We start from the raw sequence: 14,060 nt of genomic DNA on the forward strand, positions 1-14,060 counted from the left end.
GCTCCGGAGTCCGTCATGCGCACCCATCTTCATCCCACCCGCTTTCGTCAGGATCAGGGCGTGTTGGACCTGGCCTGCCAGACGGACACGCGCCGCTTCCATGCCGGCGTCGGTTCCCTCGACCTGCTGCGCGCCCTGCGCGACAGCCGCCAGCGCCAGCGGCCCCTGGCGTTGAACCTGCATTGGCCGGCAGCTGACGCCGGCTCCGACTACCTGCACAGCCTCGCCCAGGAAATCCAGTTGATCGGCTGCCAGCTCGGCCTGCGCCAACCGGTCGAACACTTTCACCTGCGCGGCACCACACCGACGATCGAGCAGGTGCGCACATTGTTGGAACACCTGCACAGCCGCTTCAACTTTTTCGACCACGACCGTGGCGACTACCGTATCGACCTCGACCCCTGGCACATGGACTGGGCGACCCTGGGCCTGCTGCGCGAACAGGGGTTCAACCACGCCAGCATCGGCGTGCCGGACGCCCGCCGCGATGACCCGCAGTGCCAGGCGCGGTACCAGGACCCGGCGCCCATCGAGTCGCTGGTGGATGCGGCGCGCACCTTCGGCTTTCGCTCGGTGAACATCGACCTCGGGTACGGCCATGCCTGGCAGACGCCGGCCAGTTTCGAGCTGAAACTGGCCAGCCTTATTGCCCTTGAGCCCGACCGCCTGCAACTGTTCGATTACGCCCAGCCACCGGTGCGCTACCAGGGCCGGCAACCCCAGGCGTTTTGCAGCGCGGCGGATAAGAGCGCGATGCGCCGCAGCGGCTTTGAGCACCTGGCCGCCGCGGGGTATCACTACATCGGCCTGGGGCAGTTCGCCCGCGCCGACGATGACCTCAAACAGGCCCAGGAGCGCGGTCGCCTCAGCCGTAACTGCGAAGGCTTTACCCTGCACGGCTACTGCGACCACATCGGCTTTGGCCTGGGCGCGATCAGTCAGATCGACACACTGTGCGCGCAGAACACGGCGGTCCTGCCGCACTACCGTGAGCAGTTGGCCAATGGTCAACCGGCCACGTGCCGAGGCTGGTTTCGCGAGGCGGCCGACCCGGTGCGCCTGCATGTCGCCGAACGCCTGGCCTGTGACCTGGAACTGAATATCCAGGCGGTGGAGCGGCGTTACGGCCTGGTATTCAGGCGTTATTTCGCCAACCTCTGGCCGCTGCTGGAGGCCTTGCACCGCGACGGGCTGCTCGAGTTGTCGCCTACGTTTATCTGGCTGCTGCCCGCGGGGCTGCCTCAGGTGGATGCCATCTGCGCATTGTTCGAACGGGCGGCGCTCGCCACGCCCGTCAGCGCCAACGACGAGGTGATCGACCATGACGGCGTTTGAATTCGACCGTGCCCTGGTGCACAAATACGACCGCCCGGGGCCGCGCTACACCTCGTACCCGACCGCGCCGCAGTTCACCAGCGCGTTTGCCCTGGACGACTATCACCAGGCCGTGCGCGCCAGTCACCAACTCGCCGCGCCCAAGGCGTTGTCGGTGTACATCCATATTCCGTTCTGCCAGAGCCTTTGCTACTACTGCGGCTGCCACAAGATCATCACCCGCAAGACCCACCGCGCCGTCGAGTATGTGGCGTACCTCAAGCGCGAGATCCAGATGCAGGGCGCGCTGTTCGAGCGCTCGCGACGCCTGACCCAATTGCACCTGGGCGGCGGTACACCGACGTATCTGGACGATGCGCAACTGGCCGAACTGATGGCCTGCCTGGCGGACAACTTCAGCCTGGATGACAGCGATGCCCATGAGTTCTCCATCGAGGTCGACCCGCGCACCATCAGCGTCGAACGCATCAACACCCTGCGCCGGCTGGGCTTTAATCGGCTGAGCTTCGGCGTGCAGGACTTCGACCCCGACGTACAGGCCGCCGTGAATCGCGTGCAAAGCGAAGCGCAGATCCTGCAACTGGTGGCCGCGGCCCGCGAGGCACGCTTCAAATCGGTGAGTGTCGACCTGATCTACGGTCTGCCCCTGCAAACCGTGGCCAGCTTCGACGTGACCCTGAGCAAGCTGATTGCCCTGCGCCCCGACCGCGTGGCCGCCTACAGCTACGCGCACCTGCCAAGCCAGATCCGCGCCCAGCGCATGATCCGCCCCGAAGACATGCCACCGCCGGCACGCAAGCTGGAACTGCTGGAACTGACCATCCGCCGCCTTACCGAAGCCGGGTATGTCTACATCGGCATGGACCATTTCGCCCTGCCCGACGATGAACTGGCACTGGCCCGCGTCAACGGCAGCCTGCAACGTAACTTCCAGGGCTACTCCACCCACGCCGATTGCGACCTGATTGGCCTGGGCGTGTCGGCCATCGGCAAGGTCGGCGACAGCTACAGCCAGAGCGTCAAGGAGCTGTCCCAGTACTACGCGCGCATCGATGCGGGCATGTTGCCGGTGCAACGCGGTTACCGGCTCAACCCCGACGACGCACTGCGTCGCGAGGTGATCAATGGCCTGATGTGCGACGGCCGCGTCGATGTCGCCCAGGTCGAAGCGGCCCACGGCATTCGTTTCAACGACTATTTTGCCCAAGCGTTGACGCAGTTGGACGAGCAAGTGGCGGACGGGTTATTGCTGGTCCAGGACGACGCGCTGCAACTGCTGCCCAAAGGTCAACTGATGGTACGCAGCGTGGCCATGGCCTTCGACGCCTACCTGGGCGGCGCACACAAAGGCCAATTCTCCCGCACCGTCTGATACACAGGCTAAATGTGGGAGGGGCTTGCCCCCGATAGCGGTATGTCAGCCAATATCTCTATCAACTGTACCGCCGCCATCGAAGCCTCGCTAAAGCTCGACATCTCCCACAGGTGACCAGCGGTGCCCACGAGATCTACAGCCGGGCAACTTCCCAACTGCCAACCGAGCTCAAATGTGGGAGGGGGCTTGCTCCCGATAGCGGTGGGTCAGCCAGCACCTCTATCAACTGTGCCGCCGCCATCGAAGCTTCGCTAAAGCTCGACATCTCCCACAGGGATCAGCGGTGCCCATCAGATCTACGGCCAGACTTTTTCTACCTGCCAACCACGATCAAATGTGGGAGGGGCGGTGCGACGATTCGACTTGCTCCCGATAGCGGTGGGTCAGCCAGCACCTCTATCAACTGTGCCGCCGCCATCGAAGCCTCGCTGAAGCTCGACATCTCCCACAGGGGATCAGCGGTGCCCATGCGCTCTACGAGCTGGCTGCTTCCAGCCTGTCACCAGTGTTCAATGCGACGTCCCTTCCGCAAACTCAACCTTATTGCCCACGTTGTACTTGCCCGACGGCTTATTCATGGGAATGCGCTTCACCTCTTCGAGCGTCTGGCTGTCATACACAATCAACGCCCCTTCCGTGGCCCAGATGCTCAGCAACACATACCGCCCATCCCGGGTGAATTCCACATGGGCCGCCGTCTTGCCCGGCACCGGCCTCAGAGTGTGGGCGATCTCAAGGGTCTGCTTGTCGATCAGGTGAATCGCATCATTGTCCGGCCCAAAAAACACGTCGCTCCACACATAGCGCGAGTTCACATGGCTGCGCATGAAAAAGCCCGGTCCAAGGGTGGGGATCTGTTTGATCAGGGTCCAGGTCTTGAGGTCGATCACCGAGATTTGCCCCTTGCTGATATTCGGCGTGGCAAACACCCATTGCCCGTTGCGTTGCCAGTACGTCCCCGAGCCCAGGTGCGGCATGCCGGAGAGCGGGATGTCGGTGACCACGCGGCCGCTGTCCAGGTCGATCACCTGGCCGCCGCCGGCCTTGCGTGAGGTGGCGATCAGTTGCCGGTAGTCGGGTGAGAACGAGAAGTCGTCGAGCACGTCCTGGGCCTGGATGCGCCGGGGCTCGAAACTGGGGCGGGCGTCTGCATAGGACAATTCCCAGACCTCGTTCACGTCCTTGAGCGCGACGATAAAGCTGTTGCGCGGTGGCGCGGTGTACACCGCACTGACCCGTGAGCCGGTGTCCAGGGTCTTGACCAGCGACAGGTCACGCGCATCCAGCAGCACCAGGTTGCCCGGCAGGTAATTGCCCGCCAGCACCCAGCGGCCATCCTTGCTCACCGCCAGGTTGCGGGTGTTGAGGCCTACGCGGATTTCGGCGATCAGCTTGAGGTTGTGCAGGTCGTATTGGCTGATCCAGCCGTCCCGCGAGGCGAAGTACACAAAGCGTCCGTCCGGGGAGAATTTCGGCCCGCCGTGCACCGCGAAGTGAGTGGGGAAACGGTCCAGCACGGCAAAGGTGTCGCCGTCGAGAATATCCATGTGATGGTCGCCGGATTCCACCACCACAAACAGGTTGAGCGGGTCGGCGTGATGCTGTGGCGTGCTCGGCAATTGGCGCAGGTCCGCCAGCACGCTGTGGCTGTTGCGGATGTCATGCTCGTTCCACGTCGCCGGTGAATCCGGCGGCTGTTGCAGAAACTCAGCCAGCCCATCCATCTGCGCGGCACTCAGTTGCGGCGCGAACGCGGCCATCTGGCTGGCGGGCCGGCCGTTTTCGATGACCTTGCGCACTTCTTCCGGCTTGATCCGTCCCAGGCTTTCCGGGAGCAGCGCCGGGCCGGTGGCTCCGATGCGATTCAGCCCATGGCAGCTTTCGCAATACTGGCGGTAATCCTGCGCCGGCGTACCGTGCGCGGCCGTCGCCCAGAGCAGCGGCACCAGCAGCAGGCGTTTCATACCGCCACCGCTTCACGGGCCGGTGCCAGGCTGGCCGGGAAGTGCAGGGCGGCGCCGGCAAACAGGCTGACGACGTGGCCGATCACCGTCAGCGTCGGCACGCCGGGTTCGCAGTCGGCGGCCATTGTGGGCAACTGGCGCAGGGTGCCACGGGCGACGTGCTGGTCGGCGCGTGCGCCATTGCTGATCAGGGCGGCCGGTGTATCCCCGGGCAAACCGGCCGCCACCAGATGTTCGGCGATCAGCGCGAGGTTCGACAGGCCCATGTAGAACACCAGCGTCTGGCTCGGCTCGGCCAGGCTGGCCCATGGCAGTTTCAAGGCGCCGTCGCGCTGCAGGTGGCCGGTGACGAAACGGCACGAATTGACCAGGTCGCGATGGGTCAGCGGGATGCCGGCATAGGCACTGCACCCGGAGGCGGCGGTGATGCCGGGTACCACCTGGCACGGGATACCGCGCGCGAGCAGGTACTCCAGTTCCTCGGCGCCGCGCCCGAAGATAAACGGGTCGCCGCCCTTGAGGCGCACCACCCGTTGGCCCTCGTCGGCCAGCTCGGCGAGCAGTTCGTTGAGTTGATCCTGGGGCAGGCTGTGACAGCCGCTGGCCTTGCCCACGTAATGGCGGGCGCAGGTCAGTGGGATCAGCGCCAGCAATTCGGCGCTGATCAGCCGGTCGAACACCACCGCGTCGGCCTGCATCAGCAGGCTCCAGGCGCGCAGGGTCAACAGGCGCGGGTCACCGGGACCGGCGCCCACCAAGGCGACTTCGCCGGGGTGCAGGGGACTGTGCAAACTGGCCGGCAGGCCAGTGGAAGAATGGGCAGTTGAAGTGTGCATGCGACGTCCTTGGTTCATCATCAGGTAGGCGGCCCCCGGTTGTGTCACCGGGTGGTCGAGCAAGGGATCAGGGTGGGCGGCTGGCAGGCGATCTCGGCGTCGCTGAAGTAGCAACCGGGGTCCGGGCCCCAGAGGTCGCCATCGGCCCACGCGCGGGTGCGCGTATTGCCATTGCAGATCGGCAGCCAGCGGCACTCGGCACATCGCCCGCCGAGGCGGCGCGGGTGTTCGCGCAGGCGCAGCAGTAACGGGTCGGGCTGCTCCAGCCAGAGCTGGCGGAAGGTGGCGTTGCGCACATTGCCCACCGACTGCTGCCACCAATAGGTGTCCGGGTGCACCTCGCCGGTGTTGTCGATGTTGGCGATGCCGCTGCCCGAGGCATTGCCGCCCCAGGCATGCAGCAGGTGCTCAAGCTGCGGGTAATGTTCGGGCAGGTGCTGGTGCACCCATTGCAGCAACAGCACGGCGTCGGCGTCGTTGTTGCCGCTGACGAAATCGCTGTCCACGCCGTTTTGAATATCGCGCCAGGCCTGCTGGAAAATCAGCGCCATGGCTTCGCGGCTCATCTGCCGGTGCGCATCCAGTTGGCGGCTGCGCTTGCCGCGCCCGCTGTAGTTGAGGTGCGACAGGTAGAACTTCTGCACGTCAAAGGTGCGCATCAGCGTCAGCAGTTGCGGTAACTGCCCATGGTTGTCCTGGGTCAGGGTGGTGCGCAGGCCCACGCGAATCCCGGCCTCGCGGCACAGGCGGATGGCGTGCATGGAGCGCTGGAAACTGCCGTGCAGTTGGCGAAAGGCATCGTGGGTCGCTTCCAGGCCGTCGATGCTGATACCCACGTAGTCGAAGCGCGCGTCGGCGATCTGTTGGATGTTGTGCTCATCGATCAGCGTGCCGTTAGTCGACAGTGCGACGAAAAAACCTTTATCGCGGGCATAGGCGCTGAGCTCGAAGAGGTCTTCGCGCAGCAGCGGCTCGCCCCCGGAGAGGATCAACACGCGAACCCCGGCGTCGTGCAAATCGTCGATCACCCGCAGCGCTGCCGGGGTGTCGAGTTCATCGCGAAACACGCTGTCGGCACTGGTGGCGTAGCAGTGTTTGCAGGTGAGGTTGCAGCGCCGCAGCAGGTTCCAGATCACCACCGGCGGCCGCTCATTGCCAGGGGGCGAGGTGCGCGGCGGCGGGCATTGACCGGCGAGGGTGCGCAGGTACTGACTGATTCGCAGCATGGGCTATTCCTTTGAGTGCGCCGGCGTCAGGCGCAGGCCGGTCTTTTTCAGGATGCGGCTGCTCACCAGCATCTCGTCGGCGCGGCAGGCCTCCCCCAACAGGAAGCGCAGGTGCTCGCGGTAGCTGTCGATTTCTTCGCGGCTGCGGCCATGCACCATGGCGAACAGGTTGTAGGGCCAGTCCGGGCGCCGGGGGCGCCGGTAGCAATGGCTGACAAACGGCTGGGCACCGAGCAGTTCACCCAGGCGCGGCAGGTGCACATCGGCCACATCCCACACGGTCATGCCGTTATGCCGATAGCCCAGGCGGTAGTGGTTGGGCACGGCGGCGATACGCCGGATCGCGCCTTCGGCCTGCAGGCGCTTGAGCAGGTCGAGGGTCGATTCGACGCTGATGCCCAACTGCTCGGCGAGCCAGGCCCAAGGGGCCTCCACCAGCGGCAGGCCGCTTTGGGTGAGGGCGACCAGCTGCAGGGCCAGGGTGTTGTCAGACCGGGAAATACAAACCGACATGGTAGGTGTGCTCCTTCGGCAGATTGAGCACCGCCAACCCGGTCAGGGCCTCGATGCGCGACAGGGTATCGGCCAGCTCCTGCGCGGTGGCGCAGGCCAGCACGAACCACATGTTCCAGCGGTGTTCGCGGCGGTAGTTGTGGGCCACCTGGGGCAGGGCGTTGAGCTGTTCGGCGACCGCGTCAAATTGCCCCTCCGGTACAGCCAGCGCGGCCAGGGTGAAGGCGCCGCCGAGACGCTCGATGTCGAACATCGGGCCGAAGCGCGTGAGTACGCCGTCTTCGAGCAGGGCATACAAGCGGTCGAGCAGTTCACTCGGATGGCTGTGCAGTTCCTCTGCCACCTGTTGCCAGGGCTGGCGCACCAGCGGCAGGCCATGTTGCAGGCGATTGATCAATCGCCGATCCAGTTCATCCATGGGCCCATACCTGCGACGGTGGCGGCGCGAAACGCCCGCCGCATTGCTTGAAGGCGCGGGTGCTGAACAGCAGCTGGTGGGGAAGGTCGCTGAGCAGATGCTGTTCCAGCAACGCCTGGATCTGCGCCTCGACCACCGCGCGCTCACGGCCGTGGACCATGCAGAACAGGTTGTAGCGCCACTGCGGCAGGCGCCGCGGGCGCTGGTAACACAGGTTCACGCCGGGCGCGCGGCCCAGGCGCGCACCGACCTCATCAACCAGCGCGTCCGGCACATCCAGCACCAGCATGGCGTTGGCCACATAGCCCAGGGCGCGGTGATTGAGCACCAGGCCCACGCGGCGGAACAGACCCTGGTCGTGCCATTGCTGCATCTGTCGCAGCACCTGATCGTGGTGGGCGCCGATCTGCTCGGCGAGCTCGTCGTAGGGCCGCACGACGATGGGCAGACCGCGCTCCAGGCACTGGCGCAGATCGAGCATCTGCTCGTGGTTCAGGGGCGCGATCACGGCCGCTCTCCGAGGGAAAATCCAAGGTCGATGCGATAGGCGGTGAGCATCGGCAGGTCCAGCGGAGTGAGACCGGTGTCTTTCTCCAGCTCGTCGAGGATCTGCTGCAGGTGCTGGCGGTGAGGCCCGGTGAGCACGAACCACAGGTTGTAATGATGCTCGCGGGCATAGTTGTGATTGACCTCTGGGTACTGGCTGACCCGCGCGGCCACCTGTTCCAGGCGCTCGATCGGCACCGCCAGGGCGGCCAGGGTACTGGCGCCGGCGCGGGTGTGTTCGAACACCGGGCCGATGCGCGACAACGCGCCGGCCAGTTCCAGGCGTTGCAGGCAGGCCATTACCTCGGCCGTGCTGCAACCCAGCACCTGGGCCATTTCGCGGTAGGGCTCGGCGCACAGCGGCATGCCGTGCTGGAAGCGTTCAATCAATTGCTGGCTGAGCGAATCAAGATCCATTTCAATACCCCATCTTTTGCGCGCGCAGGCTGAAGAAAATCCCGCTGGGACTCTGGGCCGGCAAGGTTTTCATTAGGGTCAGGTGGTACGGGTCCCACACTTGCAACTGTTCGCCGTCGCGCACCGACAGCCACAGTTGCTCGCCGCGCCCGGTGAATTCCATGTGCAACACACCGGGGCCGGGGCGCAGGTCGGCGACCACCTGGTGGGTTTCGGTGTCGAGCACCTGCACCCGGTCGTTGTCCGGGTAGGCAAAGTTGACCCACAGCTGGCGCCCGTCGGGGCGTGCAGTGACGAAAATCGGCTGCCCGGCCACCGGGATCGCCGCCGTCTGCCGCCAGGTGCGTGCGTCCATCACCAGCACCTGGTGGCGTCCCACCGCCGGCACGAACGCCTGGTCGTCGGCGACGGCCCAGCCTTCCAGGTGGGGCATCTTGTACACGGGCAGCTTGGCCTGGCCGCGCCCATAGTCCTTGAGCACGCGCACCACGCCGCGCTGCGGGTGCCACAGGTCGAGCTGGGCCATGCCGTCTTCACCGAACAGCCCGGCCATGTAGTAGCGGCCGTCGGCGGTGATCAGCGCGTCGTAGGGTTGCTCGCCGACGTCCTTGAAGCGGGTGATGCGCGGCAGGTTGCCGTGGCTGAAGTCGGCGCTCCAGATCTCGCCGGTGTCGAACAGGCTGAACACGAAGCGCTGGCCGGGCGCATCCACCAGGCCGACCACCCGCGAGCGCTTGCCATCGGCCATTGCGGTCGCGGGGATGTCGGCGATGAGGGTCAGGTCTTCTGCATCGAACACCTTGACCCCGCCCGGCACGTAATTGGACACGGCGATCAAGCGCCCATCCTGGCTGATGGCGCCGCCGATGCTGTTGCCGCCCTGGACGATGCGCCGCTCGATGCGTTGGCGCAGCAGGTCGATCTTGGTCAGCCCGCCATCGCGGGCAAACACATAGGCATAGCGCTGGTCGCGGGAAAACACCGCCGAGGCGTGGGACAGGTCGCCCAGCCCCTCGATACGGGCCAGTTCGGTCATGCCGGTGCTCTCGATAATCTGCACGCTGCCGCTGGCGCGTTCGATCACCAGGCCCAGGTCGCCGCTGCCGCGCAACGTGGGTTGGGCGCAGGCGCCCAGCAACAGGCACAGGGATAACAGGGTGGGTCGCATCATGGTGGGGGGCTTCCTTGCAAAAGGCGATCGACCAGCCAGGCAATATCGCCGGCACTGAGCAGCGGGCCCCAACCCGGCATGGCGCGGGCAGGGCGGCCGTAGGTCACGGTGGCGATCAGGCTGTCGCGGCTGTGGTCGGCGAGGGCTTGCGGTGTGAGCGCCGGGCCCAGGCCGCCGGTGAGGTGCAGGCCATGACAGGCCCCGCAATCCTGGGTCAACAGGTGTTCAAGACGGGCAGCGTCCGGGGTGGCCGCTGCCCGCGCGGGAATCAGCAAGAGCAGCGCCATGGCCGTACCGATCATCGATGCTTGCATGGCGTGCTCCTTACGCTTATTTCAAGGTCAGGACCCAATCGGCCAACACCTTGGCTTCATCATCGGTGACCTGGTTCGGCGGCATCGGGACCGGCCCCCAGTTGCCCTGGGTACCGTTCTTGATATGGCCGGCCAGGGTGGTGGCGGCGTCCTTCACACCGGCATTCTTGGCGGCGACGTCCTTCAAGGCCGGCCCCACCAGTTTGCCGTCGATCATGTGGCAGCCCACACAGGGTTTGCTGTTGAACAACCCAGGACCGTCTTGTGCCAACACCGGTTGCAGGCCGAGCGCAGCGGCGGACGCCAGCAGTGCGAGGAGAATATTTTTCATTCGGTGACCTCGTGTTGATGGGGCTCAATAAATGTCGTGTTGGGTGTTGTAGACGTTGAATTTCCCAGTCGGCGTGATCAGGCGCTTGTCGCGGATCACTTGCTTGAGCTTCAAGGTCTTGTCATCGATCACCACCAGCGCCGACTCTTCGGTCTGGCCGTTCCACACCGAGAACCACACCTCGTCACCGGCCTTGTTGTATTCCGGTTGCACCACCCGCAGCGCGCCTTGCTTGATGCCCGAATACTCGGCAATCGGCAGCACGGTGTAGCCCTTGTCCAGCTGGTTGATGTCGAACACCGCTACCGACTGGCTGAGCTTGGCGTCGGGGTTGAGGGTGGTGTCGACGTACAGGTGATGGGAGTTGGGGTGGGTCTTGATAAACAGCGAACCGCCGCCCTGGCCCTTGAGGGATTCCACCTGTTTCCAGGCGTATTGCGGGTGCTTGACCGGGTCGGTGCCGATCACCGAAATACCGCCGTCGCCCAGGTGGCTGGTGGCCCATACCGGCCCATATTTTGGGTGATTGAAGTTGGCGCCACGGCCAGGGTGCGGGGTCTTGCCGACCTCTACCAACGCGGTGAGCTTGCGCTCCTTGGAGTCGATCACCGCGACCTTGTTGGAGTTGTTCGCGGCAGTCATGAAGTAGCGGTGGGTGCTGTCCCAGCCGCCGTCATGCAGGAACGGCGCGGCGTCGATGGTGGTGATGGTGAGGTTCTTGATGTCCTGGTAATTGACCAGCATCACCTTGCCGGTTTCCTTGATATTGACGATGAACTCCGGCCACTCGTGGGAGGCGATGATTGCCGCCACGCGGGGTTCGGGGTGGTATTCCTGCTTATCGACGGTCATGCCCCGCGTGGACACGATCTGCCTGGGCTCCAGGGTTTCGCCATCCATGATGGTGAACTGCGGCGGCCAGTAGGAACCGGCAATCGCGTACTTGTCTTCATAGCCCTTGAACTTCGAAGTCTCCACCGAGCGCGCCTCGATGCCCACCTTGATCTCGGCGACTTTGGTCGGCTCCAGGGGCCACAGGTCGATCATGTCGATCTTGGCATCGCGGCCGATCACCAGCAGGTAGCGTCCAGACGCGGAGATACGCGAGATATGCACGGCGTAACCGGTGTCGATCAGCTTGATGATCTGCTTGGTGTCGCCGTCCACCAGGGCGATCTTGCCGTCGTCGCGCAGGGTGACCGAGAACAGGTTTTGCAGGTTGAGCGTGTTCAGTTGTTTTTTCGGCCGGTCTTCGGGCTTGACCAGCACTTTCCAGGTCTTGAGGGTTTCGGCCATGCCCCATTCCGGCGGGGTGGGCGCGGTGTGCTGGATGAAGGTGGCCATGCTGGTGATCTGCGCCTTGGTCAGCGCGTTGGACGTGCCCCAGTTGGGCATGCCGGCCGGGGAGCCGTAGGTGATCAGCGCTTCCAGATAAGCTTGGCCACGGGCCTGGGTGATGTCCGGTGTCAGCGGCTTGCCAGTGGCGCCTTTGCGCAACACACCGTGGCAGCCGGCGCAGCGTTCGAAGTAAATCTGCTTGGAGGCGTCGAACTCAGCCTGGCTGATGTCCGGCGCGCCGGGGCTTTTCACCATCCCGGCCGGCGCGTCGCCATGGGCGTTGATGGGCAATGCGAGGGCCAGGGCGCAGCTCAGGCTGGCAAGACTCAGGACCCAGGGTTTTCTGTTGCGAGTCAGCATTCCATATCTCCTCAGGCAAGACCTTTGCGATGCCCGGCGAAGGCGGGGTAGAGCGCAGGTTCTTAGTGCCAGGCAAGACTATGTTGCAGCGACGCAATGCTCGCTTGACGGCGATCAAGTTTGCCGTTGCACGTGCTTGCCAGGTTGTCGCAGGGGCCCTTAGCGTGGGGGCCGAACCCGTTGCGAGTACGCGTAATGACCGAGCCCTTCTACCAACCGCAGGACAACGAACAGCAGCTGTTCGAACACGCCTGGCGCCACCACCTGCCGGTGCTGATCAAAGGCCCCACGGGCTGTGGCAAGACGCGCTTCGTGCAACACATGGCGCACCGCCTGAACCTGCCGCTGTACACCGTGGCCTGCCACGACGACCTCAGCGCCGCCGACTTGCTCGGCCGCCACCTGATCGGTACCGACGGCACCTGGTGGCAGGACGGCCCGCTGACCCGCGCCGTGCGCGAAGGCGGGATCTGCTACCTCGACGAAGTCGTCGAAGCGCGCCAGGACACCGCCGTGGTGCTGCACCCGATTGCCGATGAACGCCGCGAACTGTTCCTGGAACGCACCGGCGAAGTGCTCAAGGCGCCGTCGTCGTTCATGCTGGTGGTGTCGTACAACCCCGGCTACCAGAACCTGCTCAAGGGCATGAAACCCAGCACGCGCCAGCGCTTTGTAGCGATGCGTTTTGGTTACCCGCCGGTGGCCGACGAGGAACGCATCGTTGCCCGTGAGGCCGGTGTGGATTCAGCGCTGGCCGCCCAGATCGTGCGCCTGGGCCAGGCGTTACGTCGGCTTGATCAGCATGATCTGGAGGAGGTGGCGTCGACGCGGCTGCTGATCTTCACCGCCCGTTTGATCGGCGCCGGCATGAGCCCGCGCGAAGCCTGCCTGGCCTGTCTGGCCGAACCCTTGAGCGACGACCCGCAGATCGTCGCCGCGCTGATGGACGTGGTGGATGTGCACTTTGCCTGAACCGCGCCGCCTGCCAGGCGACCTGGCAATGTGGTTCTTCATCCTCGCTGAACTGTCGGTGTTTGCGATCCTGATCCTGGCATTTGCCGTGACCCAGGTGCTCAAGCCCGAGCTGTTTGCCGCCGGACGCGCACAGCTGGATACCTCGACGGGGTTGGCGATGACCTTGAGCCTGCTGACCGCAGGCTTGTTGGCAGCGTTGGCTGTGCAGCAGGTGCGTTTGGGGCATTCGCGTCGGGGCGCTTGCTTGTTGATGGGGGCGTTGTTGGTGGCGCTGGTGTATGTGGCGATCAAACTCACCGAGTACGCCCACCTGGGCGCTGCCGGACTGGGCCTGGAGCACAGCACGTTTTTCACCTTGTACTGGATACTCACGGGGTTTCATTTCCTGCATGTGCTGCTGGGGATGGTGATTCTGGGGGGGCTGGCGTTGCGCTGTTGGCAGCGGGCTTACCGGGTGCCGGGCTTGAGCGGGTTGGAATCCGGGGTGCTGTATTGGCACATGGTGGATCTGGTGTGGGTGGTGCTGTTTCCGCTGGTCTATGTGATTCGCTGAGGTGTGTATGACGGGTTCCCAGACGCTGATCCTGTGTTGGCTGATGTTGGTGGTGCTGAGCGTTGGCACTGTGCTGACGGGGGCATCCGGGTTGTGGTGGGGGGTGTTGTTGCTGGCGGTGGTCAAGGGGTGGGTGATTGTGGATGGGTTTATGGAATTGCGGCGTGGGCCAGTGTTGTGGAGATTTTTGATGCTGGGGTGGGGGGTGGTTGTGGTCGCTTTACTGAGTACATATCCGTTATTTGCGTAGCGGCTGCTTACGAGGCTCGGTATGCCCTCACTCCAGATCAAAATCCAAGCCGCAACGGCCTTAGAGCCGACCGGTGTTGGGTCTGATGTACTCGGTAAAAAATGTGGGAGGGGGCTTGCCCCCGATAGCGGTGAGTCA

16 protein-coding genes are annotated in these 14,060 nt (G+C 64.4%); 5 read left to right on the forward strand and 11 right to left on the reverse strand.

Annotation, left to right across the window (positions count from 1 at the left end):
- Positions 1-15 precede the first annotated feature (15 nt).
- Complete coding sequence (locus ACHPFG_RS12795) at positions 16-1,335, forward strand: coproporphyrinogen III oxidase (RefSeq protein WP_431702833.1); 1,320 nt, start codon at positions 16-18, stop codon at positions 1,333-1,335.
- Entirely contained in the window at positions 1,322-2,707 is a 1,386-nt protein-coding gene (gene hemN / locus ACHPFG_RS12800) for an oxygen-independent coproporphyrinogen III oxidase (protein ID WP_431702834.1), read from the forward strand. Before ACHPFG_RS12795 ends, hemN begins: the two co-directional genes overlap by 14 nt.
- Before the next feature lie 512 nt (positions 2,708-3,219).
- On the opposite strand, the gene ACHPFG_RS12805 is transcribed toward hemN, so the two are convergent.
- The 11 genes from ACHPFG_RS12805 to nirS are packed head-to-tail and all read right to left on the reverse strand — an operon-like array spanning position 3,220 to position 12,039.
- Entirely contained in the window at positions 3,220-4,674 is a 1,455-nt protein-coding gene (locus tag ACHPFG_RS12805; protein ID WP_431702836.1) for a cytochrome D1 domain-containing protein, read from the reverse strand.
- Positions 4,671-5,510: a uroporphyrinogen-III C-methyltransferase gene (gene cobA, locus ACHPFG_RS12810; protein ID WP_431702838.1), complete on the reverse strand. Its 840-nt coding sequence runs from the start codon at positions 5,508-5,510 to the stop codon at positions 4,671-4,673. Before cobA ends, ACHPFG_RS12805 begins: the two co-directional genes overlap by 4 nt.
- Before the next feature lie 44 nt (positions 5,511-5,554).
- Positions 5,555-6,736, reverse strand: a complete 1,182-nt coding sequence (gene nirJ / locus ACHPFG_RS12815) for a heme d1 biosynthesis radical SAM protein NirJ (protein WP_431702840.1) — start codon at positions 6,734-6,736, stop codon at positions 5,555-5,557.
- 3 nt (positions 6,737-6,739) lie between these two features.
- Positions 6,740-7,249, reverse strand: coding sequence for a siroheme decarboxylase subunit beta (ahbB, locus tag ACHPFG_RS12820; RefSeq protein ID WP_431702842.1), 510 nt, complete (start codon positions 7,247-7,249; stop codon positions 6,740-6,742).
- Positions 7,224-7,667: an Lrp/AsnC family transcriptional regulator gene (locus ACHPFG_RS12825; RefSeq protein ID WP_431702844.1), complete on the reverse strand. Its 444-nt coding sequence runs from the start codon at positions 7,665-7,667 to the stop codon at positions 7,224-7,226. Before ACHPFG_RS12825 ends, ahbB (ACHPFG_RS12820) begins: the two co-directional genes overlap by 26 nt.
- A complete protein-coding gene (gene ahbB, locus ACHPFG_RS12830) occupies positions 7,660-8,175 on the reverse strand; it encodes a siroheme decarboxylase subunit beta (RefSeq protein ID WP_431702846.1) in 516 nt (171 codons plus the stop codon). The genes ACHPFG_RS12825 and ahbB (ACHPFG_RS12830) overlap by 8 nt, the downstream gene beginning before the upstream one ends.
- The gene (locus ACHPFG_RS12835) at positions 8,172-8,630 is read right to left on the reverse strand and encodes an Lrp/AsnC family transcriptional regulator (protein ID WP_431702848.1); all 459 of its coding nucleotides are present in this window, start codon (positions 8,628-8,630) and stop codon (positions 8,172-8,174) included. Before ACHPFG_RS12835 ends, ahbB (ACHPFG_RS12830) begins: the two co-directional genes overlap by 4 nt.
- A gap of 1 nt (position 8,631) precedes the next feature.
- Positions 8,632-9,801, reverse strand: coding sequence for a cytochrome D1 domain-containing protein (locus ACHPFG_RS12840; RefSeq protein WP_431702850.1), 1,170 nt, complete (start codon positions 9,799-9,801; stop codon positions 8,632-8,634).
- The gene (locus ACHPFG_RS12845; protein ID WP_175539109.1) at positions 9,798-10,115 is read right to left on the reverse strand and encodes a c-type cytochrome; all 318 of its coding nucleotides are present in this window, start codon (positions 10,113-10,115) and stop codon (positions 9,798-9,800) included. The genes ACHPFG_RS12840 and ACHPFG_RS12845 overlap by 4 nt, the downstream gene beginning before the upstream one ends.
- A gap of 16 nt (positions 10,116-10,131) precedes the next feature.
- A complete protein-coding gene (locus ACHPFG_RS12850; RefSeq protein ID WP_431702852.1) occupies positions 10,132-10,446 on the reverse strand; it encodes a c-type cytochrome in 315 nt (104 codons plus the stop codon).
- A gap of 24 nt (positions 10,447-10,470) precedes the next feature.
- Positions 10,471-12,039, reverse strand: a complete 1,569-nt coding sequence (nirS, locus tag ACHPFG_RS12855) for a nitrite reductase (protein WP_237683199.1) — start codon at positions 12,037-12,039, stop codon at positions 10,471-10,473.
- Positions 12,040-12,339: 300 nt separating this feature from the next.
- On the opposite strand from nirS, the gene ACHPFG_RS12860 reads away from it, so the two are divergent.
- From ACHPFG_RS12860 to ACHPFG_RS12870, 3 genes are read left to right on the forward strand one after another with little or no spacing between them, the layout of a single operon-like run.
- Positions 12,340-13,116, forward strand: a complete 777-nt coding sequence (locus ACHPFG_RS12860) for a CbbQ/NirQ/NorQ/GpvN family protein (RefSeq protein WP_431702854.1) — start codon at positions 12,340-12,342, stop codon at positions 13,114-13,116.
- Positions 13,100-13,672 (forward strand): cytochrome c oxidase subunit 3, encoded by a 573-nt coding sequence (locus ACHPFG_RS12865; RefSeq protein WP_431702856.1) that lies wholly within the window; start codon positions 13,100-13,102, stop codon positions 13,670-13,672. Before ACHPFG_RS12860 ends, ACHPFG_RS12865 begins: the two co-directional genes overlap by 17 nt.
- A 43-nt stretch (positions 13,673-13,715) precedes the next feature.
- Positions 13,716-13,922: a cytochrome C oxidase subunit IV family protein gene (locus ACHPFG_RS12870; protein WP_408013597.1), complete on the forward strand. Its 207-nt coding sequence runs from the start codon at positions 13,716-13,718 to the stop codon at positions 13,920-13,922.
- The last annotated feature ends 138 nt before the right edge of the window (positions 13,923-14,060 follow it).

Source organism: Pseudomonas sp. BR20 (assembly GCF_050780135.1).
Lineage (GTDB): Bacteria > Pseudomonadota > Gammaproteobacteria > Pseudomonadales > Pseudomonadaceae > Aquipseudomonas.

Excerpts from the sequence above, each read along its gene's own strand:
- cobA (WP_431702838.1), bottom strand. The coding sequence starts at position 5,510 with ATGCACACTTCAACTGCCCATTCTTCCACTGGCCTGCCGGCCAGTTTG.
- ACHPFG_RS12870 (WP_408013597.1), top strand. The coding sequence starts at position 13,716 with ATGTTGGTGGTGCTGAGCGTTGGCACTGTGCTGACGGGGGCATCCGGG.
- ACHPFG_RS12850 (WP_431702852.1), bottom strand. The coding sequence starts at position 10,446 with ATGAAAAATATTCTCCTCGCACTGCTGGCGTCCGCCGCTGCGCTCGGC.
- nirJ (WP_431702840.1), bottom strand. The coding sequence starts at position 6,736 with ATGCTGCGAATCAGTCAGTACCTGCGCACCCTCGCCGGTCAATGCCCG.
- ACHPFG_RS12840 (WP_431702850.1), bottom strand. The coding sequence starts at position 9,801 with ATGATGCGACCCACCCTGTTATCCCTGTGCCTGTTGCTGGGCGCCTGC.
- ACHPFG_RS12860 (WP_431702854.1), top strand. The coding sequence starts at position 12,340 with ATGACCGAGCCCTTCTACCAACCGCAGGACAACGAACAGCAGCTGTTC.
- ACHPFG_RS12865 (WP_431702856.1), top strand. The coding sequence starts at position 13,100 with ATGTGCACTTTGCCTGAACCGCGCCGCCTGCCAGGCGACCTGGCAATG.
- nirS (WP_237683199.1), bottom strand. The coding sequence starts at position 12,039 with ATGGTGAAAAGCCCCGGCGCGCCGGACATCAGCCAGGCTGAGTTCGAC.
- ACHPFG_RS12795 (WP_431702833.1), top strand. The coding sequence starts at position 16 with ATGCGCACCCATCTTCATCCCACCCGCTTTCGTCAGGATCAGGGCGTG.
- ACHPFG_RS12845 (WP_175539109.1), bottom strand. The coding sequence starts at position 10,115 with ATGCAAGCATCGATGATCGGTACGGCCATGGCGCTGCTCTTGCTGATT.
- ACHPFG_RS12835 (WP_431702848.1), bottom strand. The coding sequence starts at position 8,630 with ATGGATCTTGATTCGCTCAGCCAGCAATTGATTGAACGCTTCCAGCAC.
- ACHPFG_RS12805 (WP_431702836.1), bottom strand. The coding sequence starts at position 4,674 with ATGAAACGCCTGCTGCTGGTGCCGCTGCTCTGGGCGACGGCCGCGCAC.
- ACHPFG_RS12825 (WP_431702844.1), bottom strand. The coding sequence starts at position 7,667 with ATGGATGAACTGGATCGGCGATTGATCAATCGCCTGCAACATGGCCTG.
- ahbB (WP_431702842.1), bottom strand. The coding sequence starts at position 7,249 with ATGTCGGTTTGTATTTCCCGGTCTGACAACACCCTGGCCCTGCAGCTG.
- hemN (WP_431702834.1), top strand. The coding sequence starts at position 1,322 with ATGACGGCGTTTGAATTCGACCGTGCCCTGGTGCACAAATACGACCGC.